Source organism: Actinoplanes sp. TFC3 (genome assembly GCF_001553785.1).
Classification (GTDB): Bacteria; Actinomycetota; Actinomycetes; order Mycobacteriales; family Micromonosporaceae; genus Actinoplanes.
Map to the genome: position 1 here is coordinate 67,396 of NZ_LOJP01000001.1, position 19,921 is coordinate 87,316.

The window sequence follows — 19,921 nt, forward strand, 5'->3', positions numbered from 1 at the left end:
ATCGTCTCGAAGGGACAGACATGGTCGACTTCCGGCTCAGTGAGGAGCAGGAGGCGCTGCGTGAAAGCGTTCGGGAGTTCGCTCTTGAGCAGGTAGCGCCGGTGATCGCGGAACACTACGAGCGCAAGACATTTCCGTACGACCTCATCCGCCAAATGGGCAAGATGGGTCTGTTCGGGCTGCCGTTCCCCGAGGAGCACGGCGGCATGGGCGGTGACTATTTCACCCTCTGCCTGGCCCTGGAAGAACTGGCCCGAACAGACAGCAGCGTGGCCATCACACTGGAAGCGGCGGTCTCGCTCGGAGCAATGCCGATCTACCGTTTCGGTACGGCCGAACAACGCGAACGCTGGCTCCCGCAATTGACCAGCGGCGAGGCCCTGGCCGCATTCGGGCTGACCGAGCCCGGAGCAGGTTCGGATGCCGGCGGTACCACCACCCGCGCCGTTCTCGACGAGTCGGCGAACGAATGGGTCATCAACGGTTCCAAGGCGTTCATCACCAATTCCGGCACCGACATCACCTGCCTGGTCACCGTCATGGCGGTGACGGGCACCACGCCCGACGGCCACAAGGAGCTGTCCACGATCATCGTGCCGTCCGGGACGCCGGGCTTCACCGTGGCGCCCGGCTACTCGAAGGTGGGCTGGTGCGCCTCGGACACCCACGAGCTGGCCTTCGACGACGTCCGGGTGCCGGCTGCCAACTTGCTCGGCAAGCGGGGCCGCGGCTTCGCCCAGTTCCTGCGCATCCTCGATGAGGGCCGGATCGCGATTGCCGCGCTGTCCACCGGGCTCGCGCAGGGCTGCGTTGACGAGTCGATCAGCTACGCGCAGCAGCGCCAGGCCTTCGGCAGCCCGATCGGCGGCTACCAGGCGGTCCAGTTCATGATCGCGGATATGGAGATGCGGGCGTACACCGCGCGTTTGTCCTACTACGACGCGGCCGCCCGGATGCTCGCCGGCGATGACTTCAAGCACCAAGCCGCGCTGGCCAAGCTGTACGCCAGCGAGGCCGCGGTCGACAACGCCCGGTACGCCACCCAGGTGCACGGCGGCTATGGGTTCATGAACGAGTCGGCGGTCGGCCGCTTCTACCGCGACGCCAAGATCCTCGAGATCGGTGAGGGCACCTCCGAGGTCCAGCGGATGATCATCGCCCGTCAGCTCGGGCTGTAGACGATCTTGGACTCCGCGGCAGGATTGACGCCAAAACCGGCGGCGCTTGCGTCGGTTAGTCGACAAAGCGGCTCGTGAAGTCGGCATTCATCGACGTGGCTGCCTAGGTTCACACCATGACGTCCGATCACGGGGCGGACCAGGAAGGTCCGGGATTCGACGCCGTGCTGCGCAGCTACCGGCTGCGGGCGAAGCTGACGCAAGAGGAGCTTGCCGCCCGCGCCGTGGTCGGCGTACGCACGGTGCGCGACCTGGAACGCGGCCGCGCGTCCCGCCCGCAACGCACCACGGTGGAGCTGCTCGCCGCCGCCCTCGGGCTGACCGGTGCCGACCGGCTCGCGTTCCTGGCGGCCTCCCGCGGCCAGCCCTCCGGCACACCACCCCCGGCCCGCTTCGTGCGCTTGCCCCCGGCCAGCGACCTCATCGGCCGCGACGCCGACGTGACCGAGCTGGTCACCCGGCTGTCGCAACCGGTCAGCGAGGGTCCACGCGGCATCACCCTGGTCGGGCTGGCCGGGGTTGGCAAGACGAGCCTCGCGCTCACCGTGGCGCACCGGGTCACCGAGGCGCACCCCGGTGGCGTGGCTGGCATCGTGCTCACCGACGGCTCCACCACCGGCGAAGTGCTCGGCGGTGTGGCTGCGGTCTTTGGCGCCGGTCGCCCCGACGACCTGTCACCCCGCTTCGCCGGGCGCGCCGCGCTGCTGCTCATCGACGCCGTCGAGCGCGCCCCGGAAGCGATTGCCGAGACGCTCGTCGACCTGCTCGCCAAGCACCCCACGCTGCGCATCCTGGCCACCGGGAGACACCCCATCGGCCTGCCTGCCGAACGCGTATGGCCGGTCGCACCCCTGATCGCCCCGCCTCCGTCGGCCGGTCCCGCACTGGCCGACATCGCCAGATACCCCGCGGTCGCGCTCTTCCTCGACCGCCTCACCCGCGTTCGCGGCGCACCCCTTGACCAGGACGAGGTGGAGCCCATGGCCGCGCTGGTCCGCCGTCTGGGCGGCCTGCCGATCGCCCTGGAACTCGCGGCCGCCCGCGGGCGGGTGCTGACGGTCGCAGAAATCCTTGACCGGTACGGCGACCGCGTTCTCGACCTGTCCGGCCGCCCCGAAGACGGCGGCGTGGTCTCCGTCCGCGATGCCGTGGCAGCCAGCTACCGCCTGCTCTCCACCGAGGAACAGAAGGCTCTGCACCGCCTGGCAACGTTCCGTAATCGCTGGTCGCTGGGCCTGGCCGAGCAGATCATCGACAGCCACCCGGCCACCGACGTGGTCCACCTGCTCGACCGCTTCCTCGAACTGGGCCTGCTCAGCGCCCGTGGTGCCCGCGCGTTCCGCTTCCGGCTGCTCGACGTGGTGGGCGACTTCGCGCTCGAACAGGCCGCCAGTCAAGGCGACCTCCTCGCCGCTCGCTGCCGGCACGCCGAGGTGCTGGCCGACCTCGCGCGCGGTATTGCTCCGCAGCTCAAGGGCGCCCACCTCGCCGAAGCCGCCAGCCGCCTGGACGACGTGGCCGGTGACCTGGGTGCCGCCTTGAGCTGGGCCGCCAAGGAAGATCCCCATACCGCTCTGCGCATCGCCGCCAGCCTGCCCCGCTGGTGGCGGTTCCGCGGCCGCGACGTCAGCGGGCGTCAGTGGCTCCGGCGATTGCTGGCTGACCCTCGTACGGCCGATGCCGACCCCAGCATCCGAGCCTGGGCCAAGATCGGACTGGCCCAGATGGCTCTCGAACACGGCTCCGGTGCGGAAGAGATCGGCTCAGCCGAGGCCGCCCTTGCCGACTTCCGCGAACTCGACGACATCGGCGGCCAACTGACCGCCCACACCCAGCTCGCGGCGCTGTACATGCTCACCCGAGCCTTCGACCACGCCCGCTCCCACGGCGAAGCAGCCCTCCACCTCGCCCGCGCCGACAATCGCATCCGCGACATGGCTGTAGCCGAGAACAACCTGACCTGGCACGAACTGCGCCGAGGCGATCTGCCCGCAGCCCGCGCCCGGCTGGCCGAAGTCGACCGCCTGGCCAGCCGATGCGGCGAACACCGCCTCCGCGCCGTCGCAGCAGCCAACCTGGCCGAGGTGGAACGACTCGACGGCAACCTCGAGGAAGCAGCTCGCCTGGGCCGCAACGCCATCGCCGAACTCGAAGACGTAGGCGATCCCGGCCACCGGCGCAAGGTCCTGGCCACGGTCGGGCAGGCGCTGGCATACGCGGGCCAGCACGAGGAGGCGGCCAAGGTTCTGGAGGAGCTACGCCGCGGACCGGCCATCGACGGACCGGCGGCGATCGTGGCCGGGGCGGTGGCGCTCAGCCTGGGTGAGCCGAACCGGGCGGCGGAGAACTTCGCTGTCGCGGCTGAGGCTTTTGACGGGGCTTATGACCCGCGGGATGTGGTGGAGGCGCTGATCGGGTTGGTGCGCAGTACACCGCATGCGAAGAAGCGGGCGGCTGCGCTGGAGAGGTTGCGGGAGATATGCCGGGTTGGGGGTATTTCGCTGCTGGCGCGGGAGCGGGCGCAGATAGGGGAGTGAGAACGCGCTTTCTCGACCGAGGCCGGAGGCGCGGGGTCCGGTGGCGTGGACGACCGGCGTCTATCGTGCCCCCCACAACGCCGGCCGTCACAACGCCCCAGTTCACGCGGCGAGAACGAAGGCTCCCCCGTTTGCCCCGCCCCGGCCTCGGCCGCGTCGCGTCCCCCTGCGGAGATCACCCTATCCGGCGGGAGCTGCGGAAATGCGTAGATAGGCGGTTTTCGACCTAGGCGCGTGGCGGTTCTGCCGGTAGTTCTGCCGGTCTTTCACCTACCCGTGTCATCTATGCTCACCGGCTGGCTGCTGGGCGATTACGCGGTGTGGAAGCGCTTTCCGGGTGCGGGCCGGCGCCGGCTGCCCGCTGCTCAGGCGGCCGAGGGGGCTGGTTCGTCATCGAGAGCGTCGCTGCCGGCTGTTGCGCAGGGGTTTACGGCGTCTCGGATGGTGCGGAGAGAGTTCAGCATGTGGTCGAGGTTGGCGGGGGAGAGCTGGTCGATGAACCACCGTTGCATCAGCTCGAGGTGGCCCGGGAGGACTTCCTCCAAGCGCTTGATGCCGGCCTTGGTGATCACCGCGTACGAGCTGCGGCGGTCGGTGGGGCAGGCTTCGCGGCGGATCAGGCCTCCGCGGTCCATCCGGTCCACAACGCGGGTTACGCCGCTGGTGGACAGGGATGTCTGACCGGCCAGGTCGGTCATGCGCAGGCGGTTCTGGGGGGAGCGGGCCAGGCGCAGGAGCACCTCGAACTCGACGGAGGAGAGCCGGTGTTCGTCGAACTGAGCGGCGAAACGGTTGGTCAACCCGGTGAACGCCTCGGAGAAGAGGCCGAACGCGGTGAATCGGGGGTCATCGAAATCAGCTGCCACAGGTGCCATGCTACCAGCGCTCTATTGACACGCGGAATATTGCGCGGCATATTGTTGCTCCGTCAGACAACTAGTGCTCCGGCGATGCGAAATCAGTGATCAGGCCTGAGCGACCAGTGCGATGCGCTACCAGAGAGACGAGGAAACTGTCATGACCGAGTCCACCGCTGCTGGCACCCGCCCCTACGACGGCCTGCAGATCCCGGCCGCCGGCACCTACGAGCTGGACGCGGCGCACAAGCGCGTCGGCTTCGTGGCCCGCCACCTCATGGTCAGCAAGGTCCGCGGCAATTTCGCCGAGGCGACCGCGACCATCACGATCGCCGAGGACCCGCTGCAGTCAACGGTCGTCGCCGAGATTGTCACGGCCAGCGTCCAGACCGGCCAGGTCGACCGCGACAACCACCTGCGCACCGGCGACTTCTTCGAGGCTGAGAAGTACCCGACGATGAACTTCCGCAGCACCGGGATCAAATCTCACTCGGGCGCCGAGTTCGTGCTCGACGGCGACCTCACCATCAAGGGTGTCACCAAGCCGGTCGAGCTGGTCGTGGAGTTCGAGGGCGCAACCGTCAGTCCGTACGGTCAAAGCGTCTTCGGTTTCAGCGCGACCACCGAAGTCGACCGCGAGGAGTGGGGTCTGACCTGGAACATGGCGCTGGAGAGCGGCGGCGTCATGATCGGCAAGAAGGTCAAGATCGAAATCGAGGGCGAGGCCATCCGGCAGGGCTGAACGACCTCGTGAAGGCGCCGTCCGAAACCGGGCGGCGCCTTCACTGGGCCGCGGGTGGTTTCTCAGCGGGTCCGGGTGCCGGGGGTGGTTCCTCGCCGGGCTCGGGTGCCGGGGCCGAAACAATCTTCCGGGCGGTCGGGCGTTTTGCGGCAGATGCACGCTTTGCCGGCGCGGACTTCGCGGGAACAGCGGGCTCCAAGGGAAGGGCCACCGTCTGCGAGGCGGTGTCTTCTGGAGGCTTCCGGGATGAGGCCACCTTGCGCGGGGAAGCGTTTCCCGGGCGGGTAGCCGGCACAGCCGCAACCCCGGAAGCCGCCGCGTGCGCGGAAGTAGCGGAAGCCTGCGCAGGAAGAGGCGGAGGCGCGGAGGAAGACGAAGCCAGGGAGGACGGCGAAGAAGACGCCGACGCGGGAGAAGGCGATGCCGGGGTCGCGTTGAAATTGCTTGACGGTACGGCGCCCGGCGGGTTGATCTGCGCGATCTTCGGCTTACTGGGCGGCGGCGTCACCGTTGACGGCCGAGGCTGCGGCACCGTCGGCGCCTTGGCGCGCCCGGTGGCCGCCACCTGACCTGTTACCGCTCGCCGGGCAGACCACCGCCGCACCACGGCCACCGTCAGCGCCGAGCCCGCGAGCCCAGCCAGCACCGCATACGGCGCAATCAAATATGCCGCTCCGAGTGACCCTGACGTGCTCGTCAGCCGGGGTGCCAGCACCAGGAAGGCGCCCGCCACCAGCAGCGGGCCCACTGCGCCGGATGCGGCCGTACCGATGCCAAAGTCTTTTCGCCGGGCCGCAGCCCAGGCGCCCAGCACGCCGATCGCGAACGCCGCCAGCAGCGTGAGCAGCGCGCTCGGCCAGTAGATGGTCCCGATCATGCCGCCTTGCTGGGTCGCCGCGAATTGCCAGCTCGCCAGGTAGGTGGCCGACGGGCGGTGCCAGAAGACGTCGAGGACCACTGCGGCGACGGCCAGGATCCACAACCACGTGGCCGTTGCTATCAGGTTCGCTGCGGCTGGCCGCGAGACCACTGCCCAGTAGGCGATCACCAGGCCCAGGACCACGCCGATGAGGGCGTAGCCGGCCGCTATCGTCTGAGGTGGGACGGAGTCCGGACGTACCGCTGCTCGGGCCGGAAGCGCGATGAGCGCGACCGTCAGCAGTGCCCCGACCGCAGCTGAGGCCGCTAACGCGAAGCGCCAAGGCCCCACGTCGGCGCGACCCAAGCGCGCGGCAATCACCGCGCCGAGCACCGTCGCGCTCGCCGCTATCCACGTTGCCCAGCCCAGGCTGCCCAGCCAGACGCTGTCATCGGCGATCGCGGCCGTCGGCCAGACCACCACGCCCAGCCCGTAGCCCAGGCCCAATTGGGCGGCACCGGTCCCCGCGGCTACTCCCGCGGCGGCTCCCACCTGCGTCATCCAGCCCTTCGCGGCCATGCCGGGCACTGTAGCGGTACCCGACGATGCCTGCGAATCGATGAGCGAAGGCCCCAACATCGAGGGTGTTCAGGACCTACCCCGAGATCCCGGTGACAGCAGCTTCAATCCTCGGTCTACGCCGTCCTGAATGCTTCTCATTGGTTAAGTTGATTTCGGCAGATGCCGGACGAGGGAGAAGAGGACGACGATGTCCGACGACACCGGCGAGTTCTTCCCGTTCCGTGACGAGAACGAGAATGCGGCCGGAAACCAGCCGAACGGGCGTCCCCGCAAGGACGACGACCAGACCCGGATGATGCCGCCGACCGACGCCGAGGACGATGCCACGCAGCTTCAGCGGCCGGTTTCCGGCGACGCGACGACCGTTCAGCGGCCGGTTTCCGGCGATGCCACGGCCGTTTACCGGCCGGCTGATGACGGCCGTTCCTGGGCGGAAGAGGATGAGATCTGGGCGGGTCGCGCCGGCGTCAGAGCCCCAGGACCGCAAGAGGACGCCACCGGTACGGACTGGGCTGGCGTTCCCCCGGAAGAGCCCCGCGGCAAATGGTGGACACCCATCCTCGTGGGCATAGTCGCGCTGATTCTGCTGGCCCTTTTGGGCTGGGGTATCTACCTGATCGTGCAGTCCAGCGACGACGGCGATTCCCCGACCGGCCCGGGCGCGACCCCTTCTCAGGCACCGCCTGCTGCTACGGCCACTACGCCGGCACCTGCGGAAACGCCACCCACGACGACGCCGACGACCACGACGGCGGCAACAACCAAGCCCACCAGCTCGCCGCCCAGTTCTCCCAGCGACGTGACCATTCCGGCGTTGCGCGGGCTTTCCCTCGACGAGGCCAAAACGGCGTTGAACCGTAAGAACCTCAACTACCGATTGCGGTACGTGGCCAGCACCGACGCACCGCCGGGAACCGTCATCGGCAGCGATCCAGCCGAGGGTCAGCAGGTTCCGGATGACACCATCGTCAACCTGATAATCGCCAGCGAACCGACCGCCACCACGACTCCGCCGACGTCCACAACGACGCCTACCAGCGAATTCGACGAGGACTGAGGTGCGGCCAGTCAGCGGTTGGCACGCATGGCCCGGGCCTGGATCGCGCCCGAGGTGAGGCCGGGCTGGCGGCCGTTGCGGGTGCGCGGGTCGGGTGCCTTGCCGACCTGTCGCAGACCGCTGACCTGTACGAAGATGGATCGGCGCTCGACGGCGTCACCGGACGAGTTGAGCTCGTAACCATCCAGCCAGATCCAGCCCTCGTACGTCGGCCAGTCATGGACACGGATGACCCGGAAAATCATCGGCGAAGAGAATTGGACGCTCGCCGCCTTCGTCACATGGATGACATCGCCGGACCGAGGAAGCACGTCATCTCCTGTCCTTGAACCGAGTGGGTGGCAAAAACCGATTTGCCGCCCGGTGAACACAGATGTTCCAGTGTGCCCGGCTCGTACGTCTTAGCAACCTTGTGAAGATGCCAATCATCACAACGGTGCTGTAACGACGCGACCGGCCCCCGCCAGGACCCCGCGACATTCAATCCACGTAGGACAATTGTAGGGAGCCGGCTTGCCAAGATCGCCTTTTCTTGGTGATCGGGTCGCCGGGCCCAGCACTGTCACCGAAAGTGCGGTGACAAGCGCCATACCCGAAAGATTGCACCACGCCCGCAATCGATGCAAGTTGCATGTCAGCCGTCCGTGACGAAGAGATCACTGTCGACGCTTGAAGTATCAAGATAACAACCGCCAGACTGGGACCGACACAACGCCGTACGGCGGAGCAACTTGCCGGTTCCGTCGCACCCCCGGAGGTGAGCGTGAACCCGCGTCGAAGCCCCACCATCCGTCGCCGCCGGCTCGGTGCTGAGCTCCGCAGATACCGCGAATCGGCCGGCGTGACCATCGATGTCGTGGCCGACCGGCTCGGCTGTTCACCGTCCAAGGTGTCCAGAATTGAGACCGGTCACACCAGCGCCACCCCGCGCGACGTCAAGGACATGTTGGACATCTATCGCGTCGACGGAGCGGTCTCCGACGAGCTTGTCCAAATTGCCCGAGAAGCTCGGCAAAAGGGGTGGTGGCACCCATTTAGCACAGTTCTTACTGGCGCCTATGTCGGACTCGAAGCGGCCGCCAAGTCGATCCGCCAGTACGAGCAGCAGGTCATTCCGGGACTTCTTCAGACCGACAAGTACGCGATTGCGATGATTGGGGCTGCCCGAGTGGGTGACAGCGACCAACAAATCGAGCAACGGGTACGCGTCCGAATGGCTCGCCAAGCGTTATTGATTCAGGACGATCCGATCGATCTACAGGTGGTGCTCGATGAGGCTGTGGTGAGTCGCCCGGTCGGTGGTGGCGAAGTGATGAGAGATCAATTGCTTCGTCTGGCCGAAATGGCCGAACTGCCAAACGTCACTCTGCAGATCCTGCCGTTTGCGGCGGGCGCGCACGCCGGCATGGACGGCACGTTCGCAATCCTCGACTTCCCGGATGCCGAGGACCCGGACGTGGTGTTCGTGGAGAACGCAACCGGCGGGCTTTTTCTGGAGAAGGCGGACGAGCTGCTCAAATACAACTCCATCTTCGATGCCATCCGATCGTCGGCCCTCCCCCCGGAGGAGTCCAGGAACATGATCGCAATGTTGGCAGAGGAGCCATTGTGGAAATCGAAACCAAGGGTTTCCGGGTCGACCTGAGCCGGGCGCAGTGGTTCAAGAGCACCCGGAGCGGCCCGAACTGCGACAACTGTGTCGAGGTAGCGTTCGTCGACAAGACGATCGCGGTTCGCGACTCGAAGAACCCGACCGGCCCCGCGCTGATCTTCACCACGGATGAATGGGACGCCTTCGTGGGCGGAGCCAAGGACGGCGAGTTCGACCTGTGACACCCATCCGGTAAACCACCGGCACCAACACAGCCGGTGTGAACAACCGGCCCGGCCCCCGCGCCGGGCCGAACCCCTGGCCGGTCGGCCCAAGAGCCGACCGGCCCCAGCCGAGAGCCTGAGCCCCGCGCCCGTTTTGCGCCCGCTCACCGCCCGCCCAGCAGGCCCGAGCCGTCTTGAACCGCCGTCGATGCCCATCGCCACCTAGGCTAATTTGCCCGAATTTGTACCGTCGCCCTAGCGGGTGAGCCTCGTTGAATGCCGTAAGTGCGGGCCGGACTGCACTGACGTACCGCCGTCGCCCGGATGGCTGACCGTCTCCCTCGCGTGACGGTGCGGGCGGGGCCCTTTCATAGAGCGAGGCAGGGCGAACACATGACCATCGGTTCCGACAACCTCAGCAACGGATCCTCCACGGCGCAGGACCGGTTCAGCGGGGGAGTGAGCGCGTACCGGCAGACCCGGCGCGACGCGGCGCTGGCGGCGGAGAACGGGGACGGCGAGCTGGTGTCGCGCGGCGGTGGGCCGAGCCTGCCGGGTTCCGGGCTGCCGACTCGTACGCCGATCGAGCCGGCCAGTGCCCTTGACCGCGGAGCCAAGTTGCCGTCGCTGGACATGCAGGGTCTCAGTGAGCCGGTTTTCCCGCCGGGCGGCTGGATTGACGGCAGCTCGACCCCGTCGCCGACCGCGAAGTCGATGGCCGACCACCCGCTGCTGCGCGGACTGCTGCTGGAGCTTCCGCCGCGCGGCACGATGCCGGCGTCGGACTGGCTGGACCGCTGGTTCGAGGCGGCCCGCTCGATTCTGGAGCTGCTCTACGTGCAGGAGGCCAAGCGCGGCAAGTAAGCGAGCCGGTCAGGCGGCCAGGGTGCGGTCGGCGGGCTCGTCGGGCAGCGGGGTCCAGCTTTCGCTGGCCCGGGGAGCCGAGGCCTGCTGTACCCGGCCGATCGGGGCCAGCACGGCGAGGTTGAGCCGGCTGTGCCGGACGGCGTGCCGGATGACCAGGGCAAGAATCACAACACCGGCGACCGTGATCCCGATGCCGGTGACGTTGCTGTCAGGCAGTTCGATCAAGCCCGCGGCAACAGGTACGCCGACCAGCGCGGCCAATCCGGTGACTTGAACCGGCACGGCGACCCACGGGTGCGCGGCGGCGGCTCGCAGCACCGGCGGCACGGGGGTGAGCGGCGCTGCGGCAAACGTACCTGCGCCTCGGCGAATCTGGGTCAGCCGGCGGGCGGTCATGGCGAGCACGATCATGGCCGGGATGGCCGGCAGCAGCGCGGCGGCCGGTGCGGCGTTGTCACCGGGGATCAAAGCGGTCACGACCGGTACGGCCAGGAACACCGCGATGCCGGTGCCGACCAGGGTGGACAGTCGACGGGCGCGTCGCCTCAGCTCACGGGCCGTGCGGGCATCCGGGAGCGCGTCGGCGAGCAGCCCGGCGGCCAGCCAGACCGCGGCGAGGGCGCCGATGAGGAGGAGGTCCGTCGTGGTGTTCACATCGACAGCCTTCACCAGTAGCGCAAGTCACAAAACCGGGATAACACCGGATCGGCAACCCGTAGGGGTCGCAATCTGACCTGCTGTAACGCGGTCATCACGGTGAGCGCTCAGCCCAACGGGCGAAGTGGACAATGGCCTCTGTTGCGGCAGTGACGAGTGTCCTAGTGTCGGGTCGTAGACGGGCTCGACCTGGGGAGGTCGGCCGGGATCCCTGGGTGTTTCCGGGGTCCCGGCACTCCGTTGCCGCCCGCTTGAGCCGTTCAGACCGCGAAGGTGGAAACTTCCGCGGTGGAGGGCGCCGGCGGCCGAGCCTTCCAAAGGCCGCTCTTCTGCAGCGCCAGTCGCGTCAGGTAAGCCGGGTTGAGCAGCACGTAGCGCTTCCAGAGCCGCTTGGGTTCCAGCCCGAGGCGCCACAGCCACTCGAGGGCGTACTTCTGCATCCATGGCGGCGGGTTCTTCAACAGACCGGCGTGATAATCGAAGGCCGCGCCAACTGCTAAAAGCGGCATATCCAGGAGCGGGCGCATCGCGTACGTCCAAATCTCCTGCCGCGGACAGCCGAGCCCCACCAGCACGATGCGCGCACCGGAGGACTTGATCCGGTCGGCGATCTCGATGTTCTCGCCGGGCTGGTTGGTGCGGAACTTGGAGGCCTCGACGCCGGCCAGCTTGAGAGCCGGGAACATCCGCTCCAGCGCCGGGACGAGCTTGTCCAGCGTGGGCTGCGTGGAGCCGTACAGGTAGACCGGAAGGCCCTCGGCCGCGGCCTGGCGCAGAACCCGCAGGGTGAGCTCGGGGCCGTAGACGCGGTCGCTGAGTCCGGCGTGGTGCAGCAGGTTGAGGGCACCGCGCACCGGCTGGCCGTCCGGCGTCACCAGGTCGAACGAGTTGAGCCGGGCATTGTGGGCCTTGTCCTGCACCCCGGTCATAACCCCGTGCACGGCAAGAGCAGTCACCGCGTACGGCCGGCGCTCCCGAGCCGCTTGGATGATCTTCGCCGTGGCCGCTTCGTAGTCAACGGCGTCGACCAGCACCCCGAGGACGTTCGTCTTCCCCCGGTCGATCATGCCGACGGCACCCACTTGCCCACGTTCGCGTCGTGGATCTCCTGCAGGATCATCGGCACGTCGTAGACCTGCTTCCACTGCGGGTAGTCAGCCTGGAACGCGGCCATCGACCCGATCCACCACTGGTGATCGCCGATCCGGTTGTCCTCGACGTACTCGGTGACCATCTCGGTGCCGCTGATCTTCTCGGCGCTCGCGAAGGCCTCAAGGTTGGAGCAGTTGGAGTGCCGGCCGCCGCCCAGGTTGTACACCTTGGCCGAACCCGGGTCGCGGAAGAACGCCTCGAACGCGCTGAGCACGTCGTGACTGTGGATGGCGTCGCGGACCTGCTTACCCTTGTAGCCGAAGATCCGGTACGTCCGGCGCTCCATGTTGGCGCGCATCACGTACCCCAAGAAGCCGTGCAGCTCGGTCGCGGAATGCGCCGGACCGGTCAGCGTGCCGCCCCGGAAGATCGCGGTCTTCATCCCGAAGTAGCGCCCATATTCCTGCGCCATGACGTCAGCGGCAACCTTGGACGCCCCGAACACCGAGTGCAAGCAGTGGTCGATCGACATGTCCTCGGTGATGCCCTCGTAGTACGGGTGCGCGGCGTCGAGCTCCCAGCGCGTCTCCTGCTCAACCAGCGGAAGCCGGTTCGGCGTGTCGCCGTACACCTTGTTGGTGGAGCAGTGAATGAAAGGCGCGTCGATGCAGTGCTCGCGCGTGTTCTGCAGCATCGTCAGCGTGCCACCGGCGTTCACGTCAAAATCGGTGAACGGATCGCGAACCGCCCAGTCATGTGAGGGCTGAGCAGCCGTGTGAATCACCACAGCGATGTCCGACCCGTACCGCTTGAAGATCTTGCCAACGGCGTCCCGGTCCCGGATATCTACCCCATGGTGCTCATACGCGGCCCCGAGCTCCCCGCTCAGCCGCTGCACGTTCCACGCGGTGGAAGCCTCGGCCCCGAAGAACTCCTGCCGCATGTCGTTGTCGATCCCAACAACATCAAGGCCAAGTCCCGCGAAGTGCCGGACAGCCTCCGACCCGATGAGACCACCTGATCCGGTTACCAAAGCAACGGCCACGAGGAAATCTCCAAGGTCTCGGCTGCAAAACAGACGCGAGCATAACGCCCCAACCCCACCCTCCAACCCGCAGCCCAAACCCCGAATTCCTCCACCCAGGTGACCCACCTACCCAGCTCCCCAGCTCTTTCCTCGCCCCGGCCCGCCGCCCACCGGACCTGCTGGCGAGGTGGCTGCAGAGGGGGATGCGCGCCGCCGTGGGCGCAGGTCGACGTCCTCAGCCGCGAGGCCGAGGGTCTTGCAGGCAGCGAAGGCGTTGTGCGCGGCGGTACGCGTGCCCGGTGGCTGAAGCGCCGGGCATGCCGATCTGGATGGGCCGGGCCGATGGCGGCAGCCGTGCCCGTGACGGTCTGGTTGGGGGGTGGCGCTCGCGTGCCCGGCAGAGCGCTCTACGCAGGCGCCTGGCCTGAACGGACACAGATCAGCCAACCCAAAAACCACGACCAAGAGCAAAACCGCCCCCGATGCGCCCAAACACCCCGCACCAACCCGTTCGCCGGACCGAAGTGATCAGCGCAACAACCAAACCCCCGCACCCCGATGCGAGCGCCCCGCTATCGCACCGTGGGGCCTCCGGGGGCTCGGCCCCCGGTAGCAGACATGACGAGGGGCCCTCCAGTCCGCGCGTTTTGCGGACAGAGAGCCCCTCGGGTAACTCGTGGGGATGGGGGGAGTTGAACCCCCACGTCCTTTCGGACACACGGACCTGAACCGTGCGCGTCTGCCATTCCGCCACATCCCCGTGGCACTGCGTTAGCCGGAACAGACTACGCTGTCCCTCGTTACATCGCGAGCAGGTGTTTCCCCGCGACGCCGAGAAGACTAGCACGGCGTCGGGGGGCGTTATACGAGGGTCAGGAGCTACCGGCCGCTCGTCGCTGAGATGCGCAAGCGGCGGCCGGATACCATCATGTCCTCGGAACCCGAGGAGGAGCCGGTGAGCGTGCTGCAGCGCTTTGAGAAGCGATTGGAAGGCCTTGTCGAGGGGGCCTTCGCCAAGGTGTTCAAGGGTGTCGTGCACCCGGTGGAGATTCTGAATGCCATGCAGCGGGAGGCCGAGGCACACAAGGCTATCCTCGCCGGTGGCCGGACTCTCGTGCCGAACCGCTACGTCATCGATCTCTCGCCTTATGACCACAGCAGGCTGGCGCCGTATGCCGCTGCACTGGCCCAGGAGCTGGCCCAGTCGCAGGCGGAGTTCATCGGTGAGCAGGCCTGGACGGTCTACGGCGACGTGATCGTTGAGATCGAGCGGGGCGACGGGCTGGACACGGGGATGTTCCGGGTCACGGCGGAGGTGTACACCGGTGGCGAGGTCGCTCCGGTGCAGCAGCCTGCCTATGACGCGCAGCCCGCGTATTCGCCCTATGACCAGCAGGGTGGTGGCGGCTATCAGCAGCATGGGCACAACGGGCGCAGCGTCGGCCTGGTGTCCGGCGATGGGCGCACCTACCCGCTGCAGATGGGCTCGACGGTGATCGGCCGCGGGGACCAGGCAAATCTGCGCCTGCCCGATGTCGGCATCTCGCGTCGCCATGCGCGGCTGGACTATGACGGCAGCCAGGTCGTGCTGACGGATCTTGGTTCGACGAACGGCACCATGGTCAATGGCCAGCGGGTGTCGGCCGTGGCGCTCAACCCGGGCGACATGATCCAGCTGGGCACGACCACACTGACGTTCCGAGTGGACGGCTAGCGACCTTGCCCGAATTCGTCCTCACCGTCGCGCGCTTCGGCTTCCTCATCCTGCTGTGGATCTTTGTATTCACCGTGGTGGGGGTGATCCGCAAGGATCTCTTCGCCGGTGTCCGGTCCAAGAGCATCGTGGCCACGCCCCGGGGGGTGGGTGGCGGCATGGCGCCTGCGGACCGGCCGGCGAAGGCGAAGCGTGGGAAGGCGGCCCGGCAACTGGTCGTCACGGCGGGTCAACTCGCCGGCACCCGGATCACTCTTGGTGAGGCGCAGATCACGATAGGGCGTGCCGAGGATTCCACCTTGGTGATCACGGACGACTTCGCGTCGGCCCGCCATGCCCGGTTGGTCCCGCGGGACGGTCAGTGGTTCGTCGAGGATCTCGGCTCGACGAACGGCACCTACCTCGATCGCGGTAAGGTCTCCGGACCTACTCCCGTCCCCCTTGGCGTGCCGATCCGGATCGGCCGCACTTCCCTCGAGTTACGGCCATGACCCTGACCCTGCGCTATGCCGCCCAGAGTGACCGCGGTCTGATCCGAGACGGAAACCAGGATTCCGTCTACGCCGGACCGCGGCTGCTTGCCGTCGCCGATGGCATGGGCGGCATGGCCGCCGGTGACGTCGCCAGCAACATCGTCATCGCGGCCATGGCCCCGCTGGACGAGGACGTTCCCGGCGATGCGCTGGTCGACGCCCTGCGCCACGCGGTGGGCACGGCCAACCAGACGCTGCGGGACACCGTGGATGCCAACCCGGCACTGGAGGGCATGGGCACGACGCTGACCGCCGTGCTGTTCTCCGGCAGCAAGATCGGCATGGTGCACATCGGCGACTCGCGCGCGTACATGCTGCGTCAGGGCGAGTTCGCACAGATCACCAAGGACGACACGTACGTCCAGATGCTGGTCGACGAGGGCCGGATCAGCCCCGAGGAAGCCAGCAGCCACCCGCAGCGCTCCTTGCTGACCCGGGCGCTGGATGGCCGGGACATCGATCCCGAATACTCGGTGCGCCAGGTGCTCAAGGGCGACCGCTACCTGATCTGCAGCGATGGCCTGTCCGGTGTGGTCAGCGCCGAAACCATCGGCGAGTCGATGCGCGACATCCCGGATCCGCAGGTGTGCGTGGAGCGGCTGGTTCAGCTGGCCCTGCGCGGCGGCGGGCCGGACAACATCACAGTGGTGGTCGCCGACGCGACCGACGCGGACATCGTCGAGCAGGCGCCCATCGTGGGCGGCGCTGCGGCCCGGGATCGGGGCAACTCGACAGTGGCCGACAGCTCCAGCGCCGCAGCCCGGGCGGCTGCCCTGCAAGCACCGCCGCGCCCGGCGCAGCCCGAGGGGGCAGCGTACGAGCGCGAGGAGCCGGAGCCGCGGCCCAAGCGACACCCGGTCCGGACCAGCCTGCTTGTCCTGTTGCTGCTCGCCGTGCTCGGCGGCGGCTTGTGGGGTGGCTGGCGCTACACCCAGGACCAGTATTACGTCGGCGCCACCGAGCAGGGCCAGCTGGCGATCTTCCAGGGCGTACCGGGGCAGATTGCCGGGCTTGACCTTTCCAGCGTCAACCAGACAAGTACGGCCCGCCTCGACGACCTCACCTCGGTCGCCCAGGACCGGGTCAAGCAGGGCATCCACGCTGACAGCAAGTCCGACGCCCAGGCGCGGCTACTCGAGCTGACCAGCGAGGAAGCGTCCAACCCGAACCTCAAGCCGCTGTGCGCGCCGAGTTCCCCGGTGGGAGTGCTGCCGTCCGCCGGGACACCCGCGCCCTCCGCGGTAGGGTCCGCGCCGACCAGCAGGTCGTCGGTGCCCGCCTCGACGCCCGCCATCACGCCGGACGCTCAGCCTTCGTCGGTTACCAACCCGCCGGTCACCAACGACCCGGTCGGGTGCCGGCCCGTCGACTGAGCGCCGCGCCCGACCGAAGTCTGGGGATTTTTTCTTGACCGCGCCCGCCATCCCGGCTCCCACACCCGCCTCCACGGGTGAGATGCCACGTGTCCCGGGAACGAGGACGGGTCGCAACGCGGAGCTTGGGCTGCTTGCCCTCGCCATGATCATCGTGGCGCTCTACGCCGCGACCGTGGAAGCCAACCAGTACGGCAAGATCACCGCCTCGTTCTGGGTGCCGGCCGCGATACTCGGCGTGCTGTTCCTGGGGTTGCACCTGGTGGTTCGGTTCACTGCGCCGTACGCGGATCCGGTTCTGATCCCGGCCGTTGCCTTGATCAACGGTCTCGGGGTCGGCTTCCTGCGCCGGATCGACATCGCCCGGGCCATCACGAAGAAGCTGCCGGAGCCGGGCATCTTCTCGGGCATCGGCGGCCGCCAGCTCGCCTGGACCCTGGGTGCGCTGATCCTGGCCGCGATCCTGCTGGTCGTGGTGCGAGACCACAAGGTCGTTTCCCGGTACGCCTACACGCTCGGCCTGGTCGGCATCGTCCTCGTGATGATCCCCGCGGTGCTGCCGGCCAGCCTGTCCGAGATCAACGGGGCCAAGCTGTGGATCAAGCTGGGCGGCTTCTCGATCCAGCCCGGTGAGTTCGCCAAGCTGGCGCTGGTTTCGTTCTTCGCGTTCTACCTGGTCCGCAAGCGAGAAGTGCTGTCGCTGGCCAGCCGGCGCTTCCTCGGCATCGACTTCCCGCGCGGGCGCGACCTCGGCCCGGTCGTCACCGTCTGGCTGCTGTCGCTGCTGGTCCTGGTGTTCGAAAAGGACCTCGGCACGGCGCTGCTGTACTTCGGCTTGTTCGTGGTGACGCTCTACGTCGCCACCGAGCGCGCGAGCTGGCTGATCATCGGTCTGCTGATGTTCTTCGGCGGCGTCTACCTGGCCTACGTCCTCGGCGCCTCCGTCGGTGGCCCGTTCGCCAACTTCTACGACCGCGCGTCGATCTGGCTGGATCCGTTCGCGCCGCAGTTCGTCAACGCGGAGGGCTACCAGTTGGTGCAGAGCCTGCTCGGGCTCGGCACCGGCGGCTTGTTCGGCACCGGGCCCGGTGCCGGATCGCCGGGGCTCGTGCCCGAGGTGCACAGCGACTTCATCTTCGCCGGCATGGGTGAGGAGATCGGCCTGTTCGGCCTGTCCGCCCTGCTGGTGGTGTATCTGCTCATCGTCGAGCGCGGTCTGCGGGCAGCGATTCTGGTGCGCGACTCGTTCGGCAAGCTGGTTGCCGGTGGCATGGCGTTCACCCTGGGGTTGCAGGTCTTCGTCATTCTGGGTGGCATCACGGGACTGATCCCGCTGACCGGTCAGACCACGCCGTTCCTGTCCGCGGGTGGTTCGTCGCTGATGGCCAACTGGTTGCTCGTGGCGATGCTGCTGCGGATCTCCGACGCCGCCCGCAGCCCCGCAGCGGGTGGACCGGCGGGACCGGCCGGACCCAAGCAACCCCCTGCTCAACTGCACGGCGCCATGACGGAGGTGATCAAGCCGTGAACGCACCTCTGCGCAAGGCCGGTGTGGTCATCTTCGTGCTGTTCGGACTGCTCTTCGCCAACCTCAACTGGGTGCAGGCCTACAAGGCCGACGCGTACCGCACAAACGATCACAACGGGCGCGTCCGCGTGGCCGAGTACAAGATCCCGCGCGGGGTGATCGAGGTGGACGGTCAGGCGGTTGCCGAGAGCAAGGCGACCGATGACACGTACAAGTACCTGCGGACGTACCCCAAGAAGCAGGTCTATGCCCCGATCCTCGGCTACAAGGGCGTCAACCTGGCCGAGACGGGCATCGAGCGCAGCGAGAACGAGTTCCTGTCCGGGGCCAGTGACAAGCTGTTCGCCGACCGGGTGAGCGCGATGTTCACCGGCGATCAGAGCGGCGGCGGCAACGTCGTGTTGTCGATCAAGCCCAAGGCGCAGGAAACCGCCTGGAAGCAGATGACGAACAACGAGCGCGGCGTGGAGAAGGGTTCCGCTGTCGCGATCGATCCCCGCACCGGGGCGATCCAGGCCATGGTCTCCATGCCCAGCTACGACCCGAATCCGCTGGCCAGCCACGACACCGAGGCGGCCGCGGCGGCGTACAAGAAGCTCAACGAGGACAAGGGCAAACCGCTGCTGAACCGGGCCACGTCGGAGACCTATCCGCCCGGCTCGACGTTCAAGGTCATCGTCTCCGCGGCGGCGCTCAAGGCCGGCAAGACGCAGAGCAGCGAGATCCAGGCCGGCTCGGAATACGTCGCTCCCGGCTCGGGCGCGCCGATCCACAACGCCGAGGCCGAGACGTGCCCGGGTTCACAGGTCACGCTCAAGGAGGCGCTGACCGAGAGTTGCAACACCGGCTTCGCCCGGCTCGGCGTCGAGCTTGGGGCCGACAAGATCAAGAAGGAAGCCCAGGACTGGGGCTTCGAGCAGGACGACCTGACCGTTGGTGACCTCAGCGACGGCGGTGGCCTGTCCGTGGCGGCCAGCCGCACCGGCGCGATCCAGAACCCGGACGGCACCACCGACCAGGCCGCCCTGGCCCAGTCGTCGATCGGTCAGAAGGACGTCCGGATGACCACGATGCAGGGCGCCCTGATGGCGGCGACCGTGGCCAACGGCGGCAAGCAGATGCGTCCGTACCTGGTGCAGCAGCAGCTCAGCCCGGATCGCCGGCCGATCTACAACGCCAACCCCAAGGAACTGCGCACGCCGATCAGCAGCGACGTGGCCACCGATCTCAAAGAGATGATGTTCAGCGTCGTCAAGAACGGCACCGGCCAGCGCGCGCAGATCGACGGCTACGAGGTGGGCGGCAAGACCGGAACCGCCCAGAACGCCGAGGGCGCCGACCCGCACGGCTGGTTCATCGGGTTCGCGTTCAACGACAAAGGCGAGGCGGTTTCGGCCGTGTGCGTCATGCTGGAGAACGTGTCCGGCGGCCACGCGAGCGCCGAGGCTGCCCGCATCTCCGGGCTCATCATGAAGGCCGCGGCCGGCGGGGGAGGGGACTGAC

Annotated in this window: 18 protein-coding genes and 1 tRNA gene; 12 read left to right on the plus strand and 7 right to left on the minus strand. The window is 67.7% G+C overall.

Annotation, left to right across the window (positions count from 1 at the left end; translation table 11 throughout):
- The first annotated feature begins 20 nt into the window (after positions 1-20).
- A complete protein-coding gene (locus TFC3_RS00285; RefSeq protein ID WP_067493951.1) occupies positions 21-1,178 on the plus strand; it encodes an acyl-CoA dehydrogenase family protein in 1,158 nt (385 codons plus the stop codon).
- Between the two features lie 116 nt (positions 1,179-1,294).
- Positions 1,295-3,715 (plus strand): helix-turn-helix domain-containing protein, encoded by a 2,421-nt coding sequence (locus TFC3_RS00290; protein WP_067493955.1) that lies wholly within the window; start codon positions 1,295-1,297, stop codon positions 3,713-3,715.
- A gap of 365 nt (positions 3,716-4,080) precedes the next feature.
- Here TFC3_RS00290 and TFC3_RS00295 read toward each other — a convergent pair whose 3' ends face one another.
- Positions 4,081-4,581: a MarR family winged helix-turn-helix transcriptional regulator gene (locus TFC3_RS00295; protein ID WP_236717908.1), complete on the minus strand. Its 501-nt coding sequence runs from the start codon at positions 4,579-4,581 to the stop codon at positions 4,081-4,083.
- Between the two features lie 151 nt (positions 4,582-4,732).
- Between TFC3_RS00295 and TFC3_RS00300 the strand changes: the two genes are divergently transcribed.
- Complete coding sequence (locus TFC3_RS00300; RefSeq protein WP_067493962.1) at positions 4,733-5,314, plus strand: YceI family protein; 582 nt, start codon at positions 4,733-4,735, stop codon at positions 5,312-5,314.
- 40 nt (positions 5,315-5,354) lie between these two features.
- On the opposite strand, the gene TFC3_RS00305 is transcribed toward TFC3_RS00300, so the two are convergent.
- Entirely contained in the window at positions 5,355-6,752 is a 1,398-nt protein-coding gene (locus tag TFC3_RS00305; RefSeq protein WP_082772331.1) for a hypothetical protein, read from the minus strand.
- Between the two features lie 190 nt (positions 6,753-6,942).
- Between TFC3_RS00305 and TFC3_RS00310 the strand changes: the two genes are divergently transcribed.
- Complete coding sequence (locus tag TFC3_RS00310) at positions 6,943-7,812, plus strand: PASTA domain-containing protein (RefSeq protein ID WP_067493969.1); 870 nt, start codon at positions 6,943-6,945, stop codon at positions 7,810-7,812.
- Positions 7,813-7,823: 11 nt separating this feature from the next.
- Here the strand turns inward: TFC3_RS00310 and TFC3_RS00315 are convergent, their stop codons facing one another.
- Complete coding sequence (locus TFC3_RS00315) at positions 7,824-8,123, minus strand: hypothetical protein (protein ID WP_067493972.1); 300 nt, start codon at positions 8,121-8,123, stop codon at positions 7,824-7,826.
- 452 nt (positions 8,124-8,575) lie between these two features.
- On the opposite strand from TFC3_RS00315, the gene TFC3_RS00320 reads away from it, so the two are divergent.
- From TFC3_RS00320 to TFC3_RS00330, 3 genes are all read left to right on the plus strand, one after another.
- Positions 8,576-9,457 (plus strand): helix-turn-helix transcriptional regulator, encoded by an 882-nt coding sequence (locus TFC3_RS00320; protein WP_067505620.1) that lies wholly within the window; start codon positions 8,576-8,578, stop codon positions 9,455-9,457.
- Complete coding sequence (locus TFC3_RS00325) at positions 9,427-9,645, plus strand: DUF397 domain-containing protein (protein ID WP_067505623.1); 219 nt, start codon at positions 9,427-9,429, stop codon at positions 9,643-9,645. Before TFC3_RS00320 ends, TFC3_RS00325 begins: the two co-directional genes overlap by 31 nt.
- Before the next feature lie 375 nt (positions 9,646-10,020).
- Positions 10,021-10,491 (plus strand): hypothetical protein, encoded by a 471-nt coding sequence (locus TFC3_RS00330; RefSeq protein WP_067493974.1) that lies wholly within the window; start codon positions 10,021-10,023, stop codon positions 10,489-10,491.
- 9 nt (positions 10,492-10,500) lie between these two features.
- On the opposite strand, the gene TFC3_RS00335 is transcribed toward TFC3_RS00330, so the two are convergent.
- From TFC3_RS00335 to TFC3_RS00350, 4 genes are all read right to left on the minus strand, one after another.
- The gene (locus TFC3_RS00335) at positions 10,501-11,148 is read right to left on the minus strand and encodes a hypothetical protein (protein ID WP_067493976.1); all 648 of its coding nucleotides are present in this window, start codon (positions 11,146-11,148) and stop codon (positions 10,501-10,503) included.
- Between the two features lie 263 nt (positions 11,149-11,411).
- Entirely contained in the window at positions 11,412-12,218 is an 807-nt protein-coding gene (locus TFC3_RS00340; RefSeq protein ID WP_082772332.1) for a WecB/TagA/CpsF family glycosyltransferase, read from the minus strand.
- Positions 12,215-13,288: an NAD-dependent epimerase/dehydratase family protein gene (locus TFC3_RS00345; RefSeq protein ID WP_067493984.1), complete on the minus strand. Its 1,074-nt coding sequence runs from the start codon at positions 13,286-13,288 to the stop codon at positions 12,215-12,217. The genes TFC3_RS00340 and TFC3_RS00345 overlap by 4 nt, the downstream gene beginning before the upstream one ends.
- Positions 13,289-13,947: 659 nt before the next feature.
- Positions 13,948-14,030: transfer RNA gene (locus tag TFC3_RS00350), tRNA-Leu, on the minus strand.
- Between the two features lie 168 nt (positions 14,031-14,198).
- Here TFC3_RS00350 and TFC3_RS00355 point away from each other — a divergent pair.
- From TFC3_RS00355 to TFC3_RS00375, 5 genes are all read left to right on the plus strand, one after another.
- Positions 14,199-14,984, plus strand: a complete 786-nt coding sequence (locus tag TFC3_RS00355; protein WP_067505625.1) for a DUF3662 and FHA domain-containing protein — start codon at positions 14,199-14,201, stop codon at positions 14,982-14,984.
- Between the two features lie 5 nt (positions 14,985-14,989).
- Positions 14,990-15,475, plus strand: a complete 486-nt coding sequence (locus tag TFC3_RS00360) for an FHA domain-containing protein (RefSeq protein WP_067493987.1) — start codon at positions 14,990-14,992, stop codon at positions 15,473-15,475.
- Complete coding sequence (locus TFC3_RS00365; protein WP_067493990.1) at positions 15,472-16,890, plus strand: protein phosphatase 2C domain-containing protein; 1,419 nt, start codon at positions 15,472-15,474, stop codon at positions 16,888-16,890. Before TFC3_RS00360 ends, TFC3_RS00365 begins: the two co-directional genes overlap by 4 nt.
- An 82-nt stretch (positions 16,891-16,972) precedes the next feature.
- Positions 16,973-18,418 (plus strand): FtsW/RodA/SpoVE family cell cycle protein, encoded by a 1,446-nt coding sequence (locus TFC3_RS00370; RefSeq protein ID WP_236718334.1) that lies wholly within the window; start codon positions 16,973-16,975, stop codon positions 18,416-18,418.
- Positions 18,415-19,920 (plus strand): penicillin-binding protein 2, encoded by a 1,506-nt coding sequence (locus TFC3_RS00375; protein ID WP_067493995.1) that lies wholly within the window; start codon positions 18,415-18,417, stop codon positions 19,918-19,920. The genes TFC3_RS00370 and TFC3_RS00375 overlap by 4 nt, the downstream gene beginning before the upstream one ends.
- Position 19,921 lies beyond the last annotated feature (1 nt).

Bases quoted from the DNA above. Each gene is read 5' to 3' on its own strand.
- TFC3_RS00285 (WP_067493951.1), top strand. From the start codon at position 21: ATGGTCGACTTCCGGCTCAGTGAGGAGCAGGAGGCGCTGCGTGAAAGC.
- TFC3_RS00290 (WP_067493955.1), top strand. From the start codon at position 1,295: ATGACGTCCGATCACGGGGCGGACCAGGAAGGTCCGGGATTCGACGCC.
- TFC3_RS00300 (WP_067493962.1), top strand. From the start codon at position 4,733: ATGACCGAGTCCACCGCTGCTGGCACCCGCCCCTACGACGGCCTGCAG.
- TFC3_RS00305 (WP_082772331.1), bottom strand. From the start codon at position 6,752: ATGGCCGCGAAGGGCTGGATGACGCAGGTGGGAGCCGCCGCGGGAGTA.
- TFC3_RS00310 (WP_067493969.1), top strand. From the start codon at position 6,943: ATGTCCGACGACACCGGCGAGTTCTTCCCGTTCCGTGACGAGAACGAG.
- TFC3_RS00330 (WP_067493974.1), top strand. From the start codon at position 10,021: ATGACCATCGGTTCCGACAACCTCAGCAACGGATCCTCCACGGCGCAG.
- TFC3_RS00340 (WP_082772332.1), bottom strand. From the start codon at position 12,218: ATGATCGACCGGGGGAAGACGAACGTCCTCGGGGTGCTGGTCGACGCC.
- TFC3_RS00355 (WP_067505625.1), top strand. From the start codon at position 14,199: ATGTCCTCGGAACCCGAGGAGGAGCCGGTGAGCGTGCTGCAGCGCTTT.
- TFC3_RS00365 (WP_067493990.1), top strand. From the start codon at position 15,472: ATGACCCTGACCCTGCGCTATGCCGCCCAGAGTGACCGCGGTCTGATC.
- TFC3_RS00370 (WP_236718334.1), top strand. From the start codon at position 16,973: ATGCCACGTGTCCCGGGAACGAGGACGGGTCGCAACGCGGAGCTTGGG.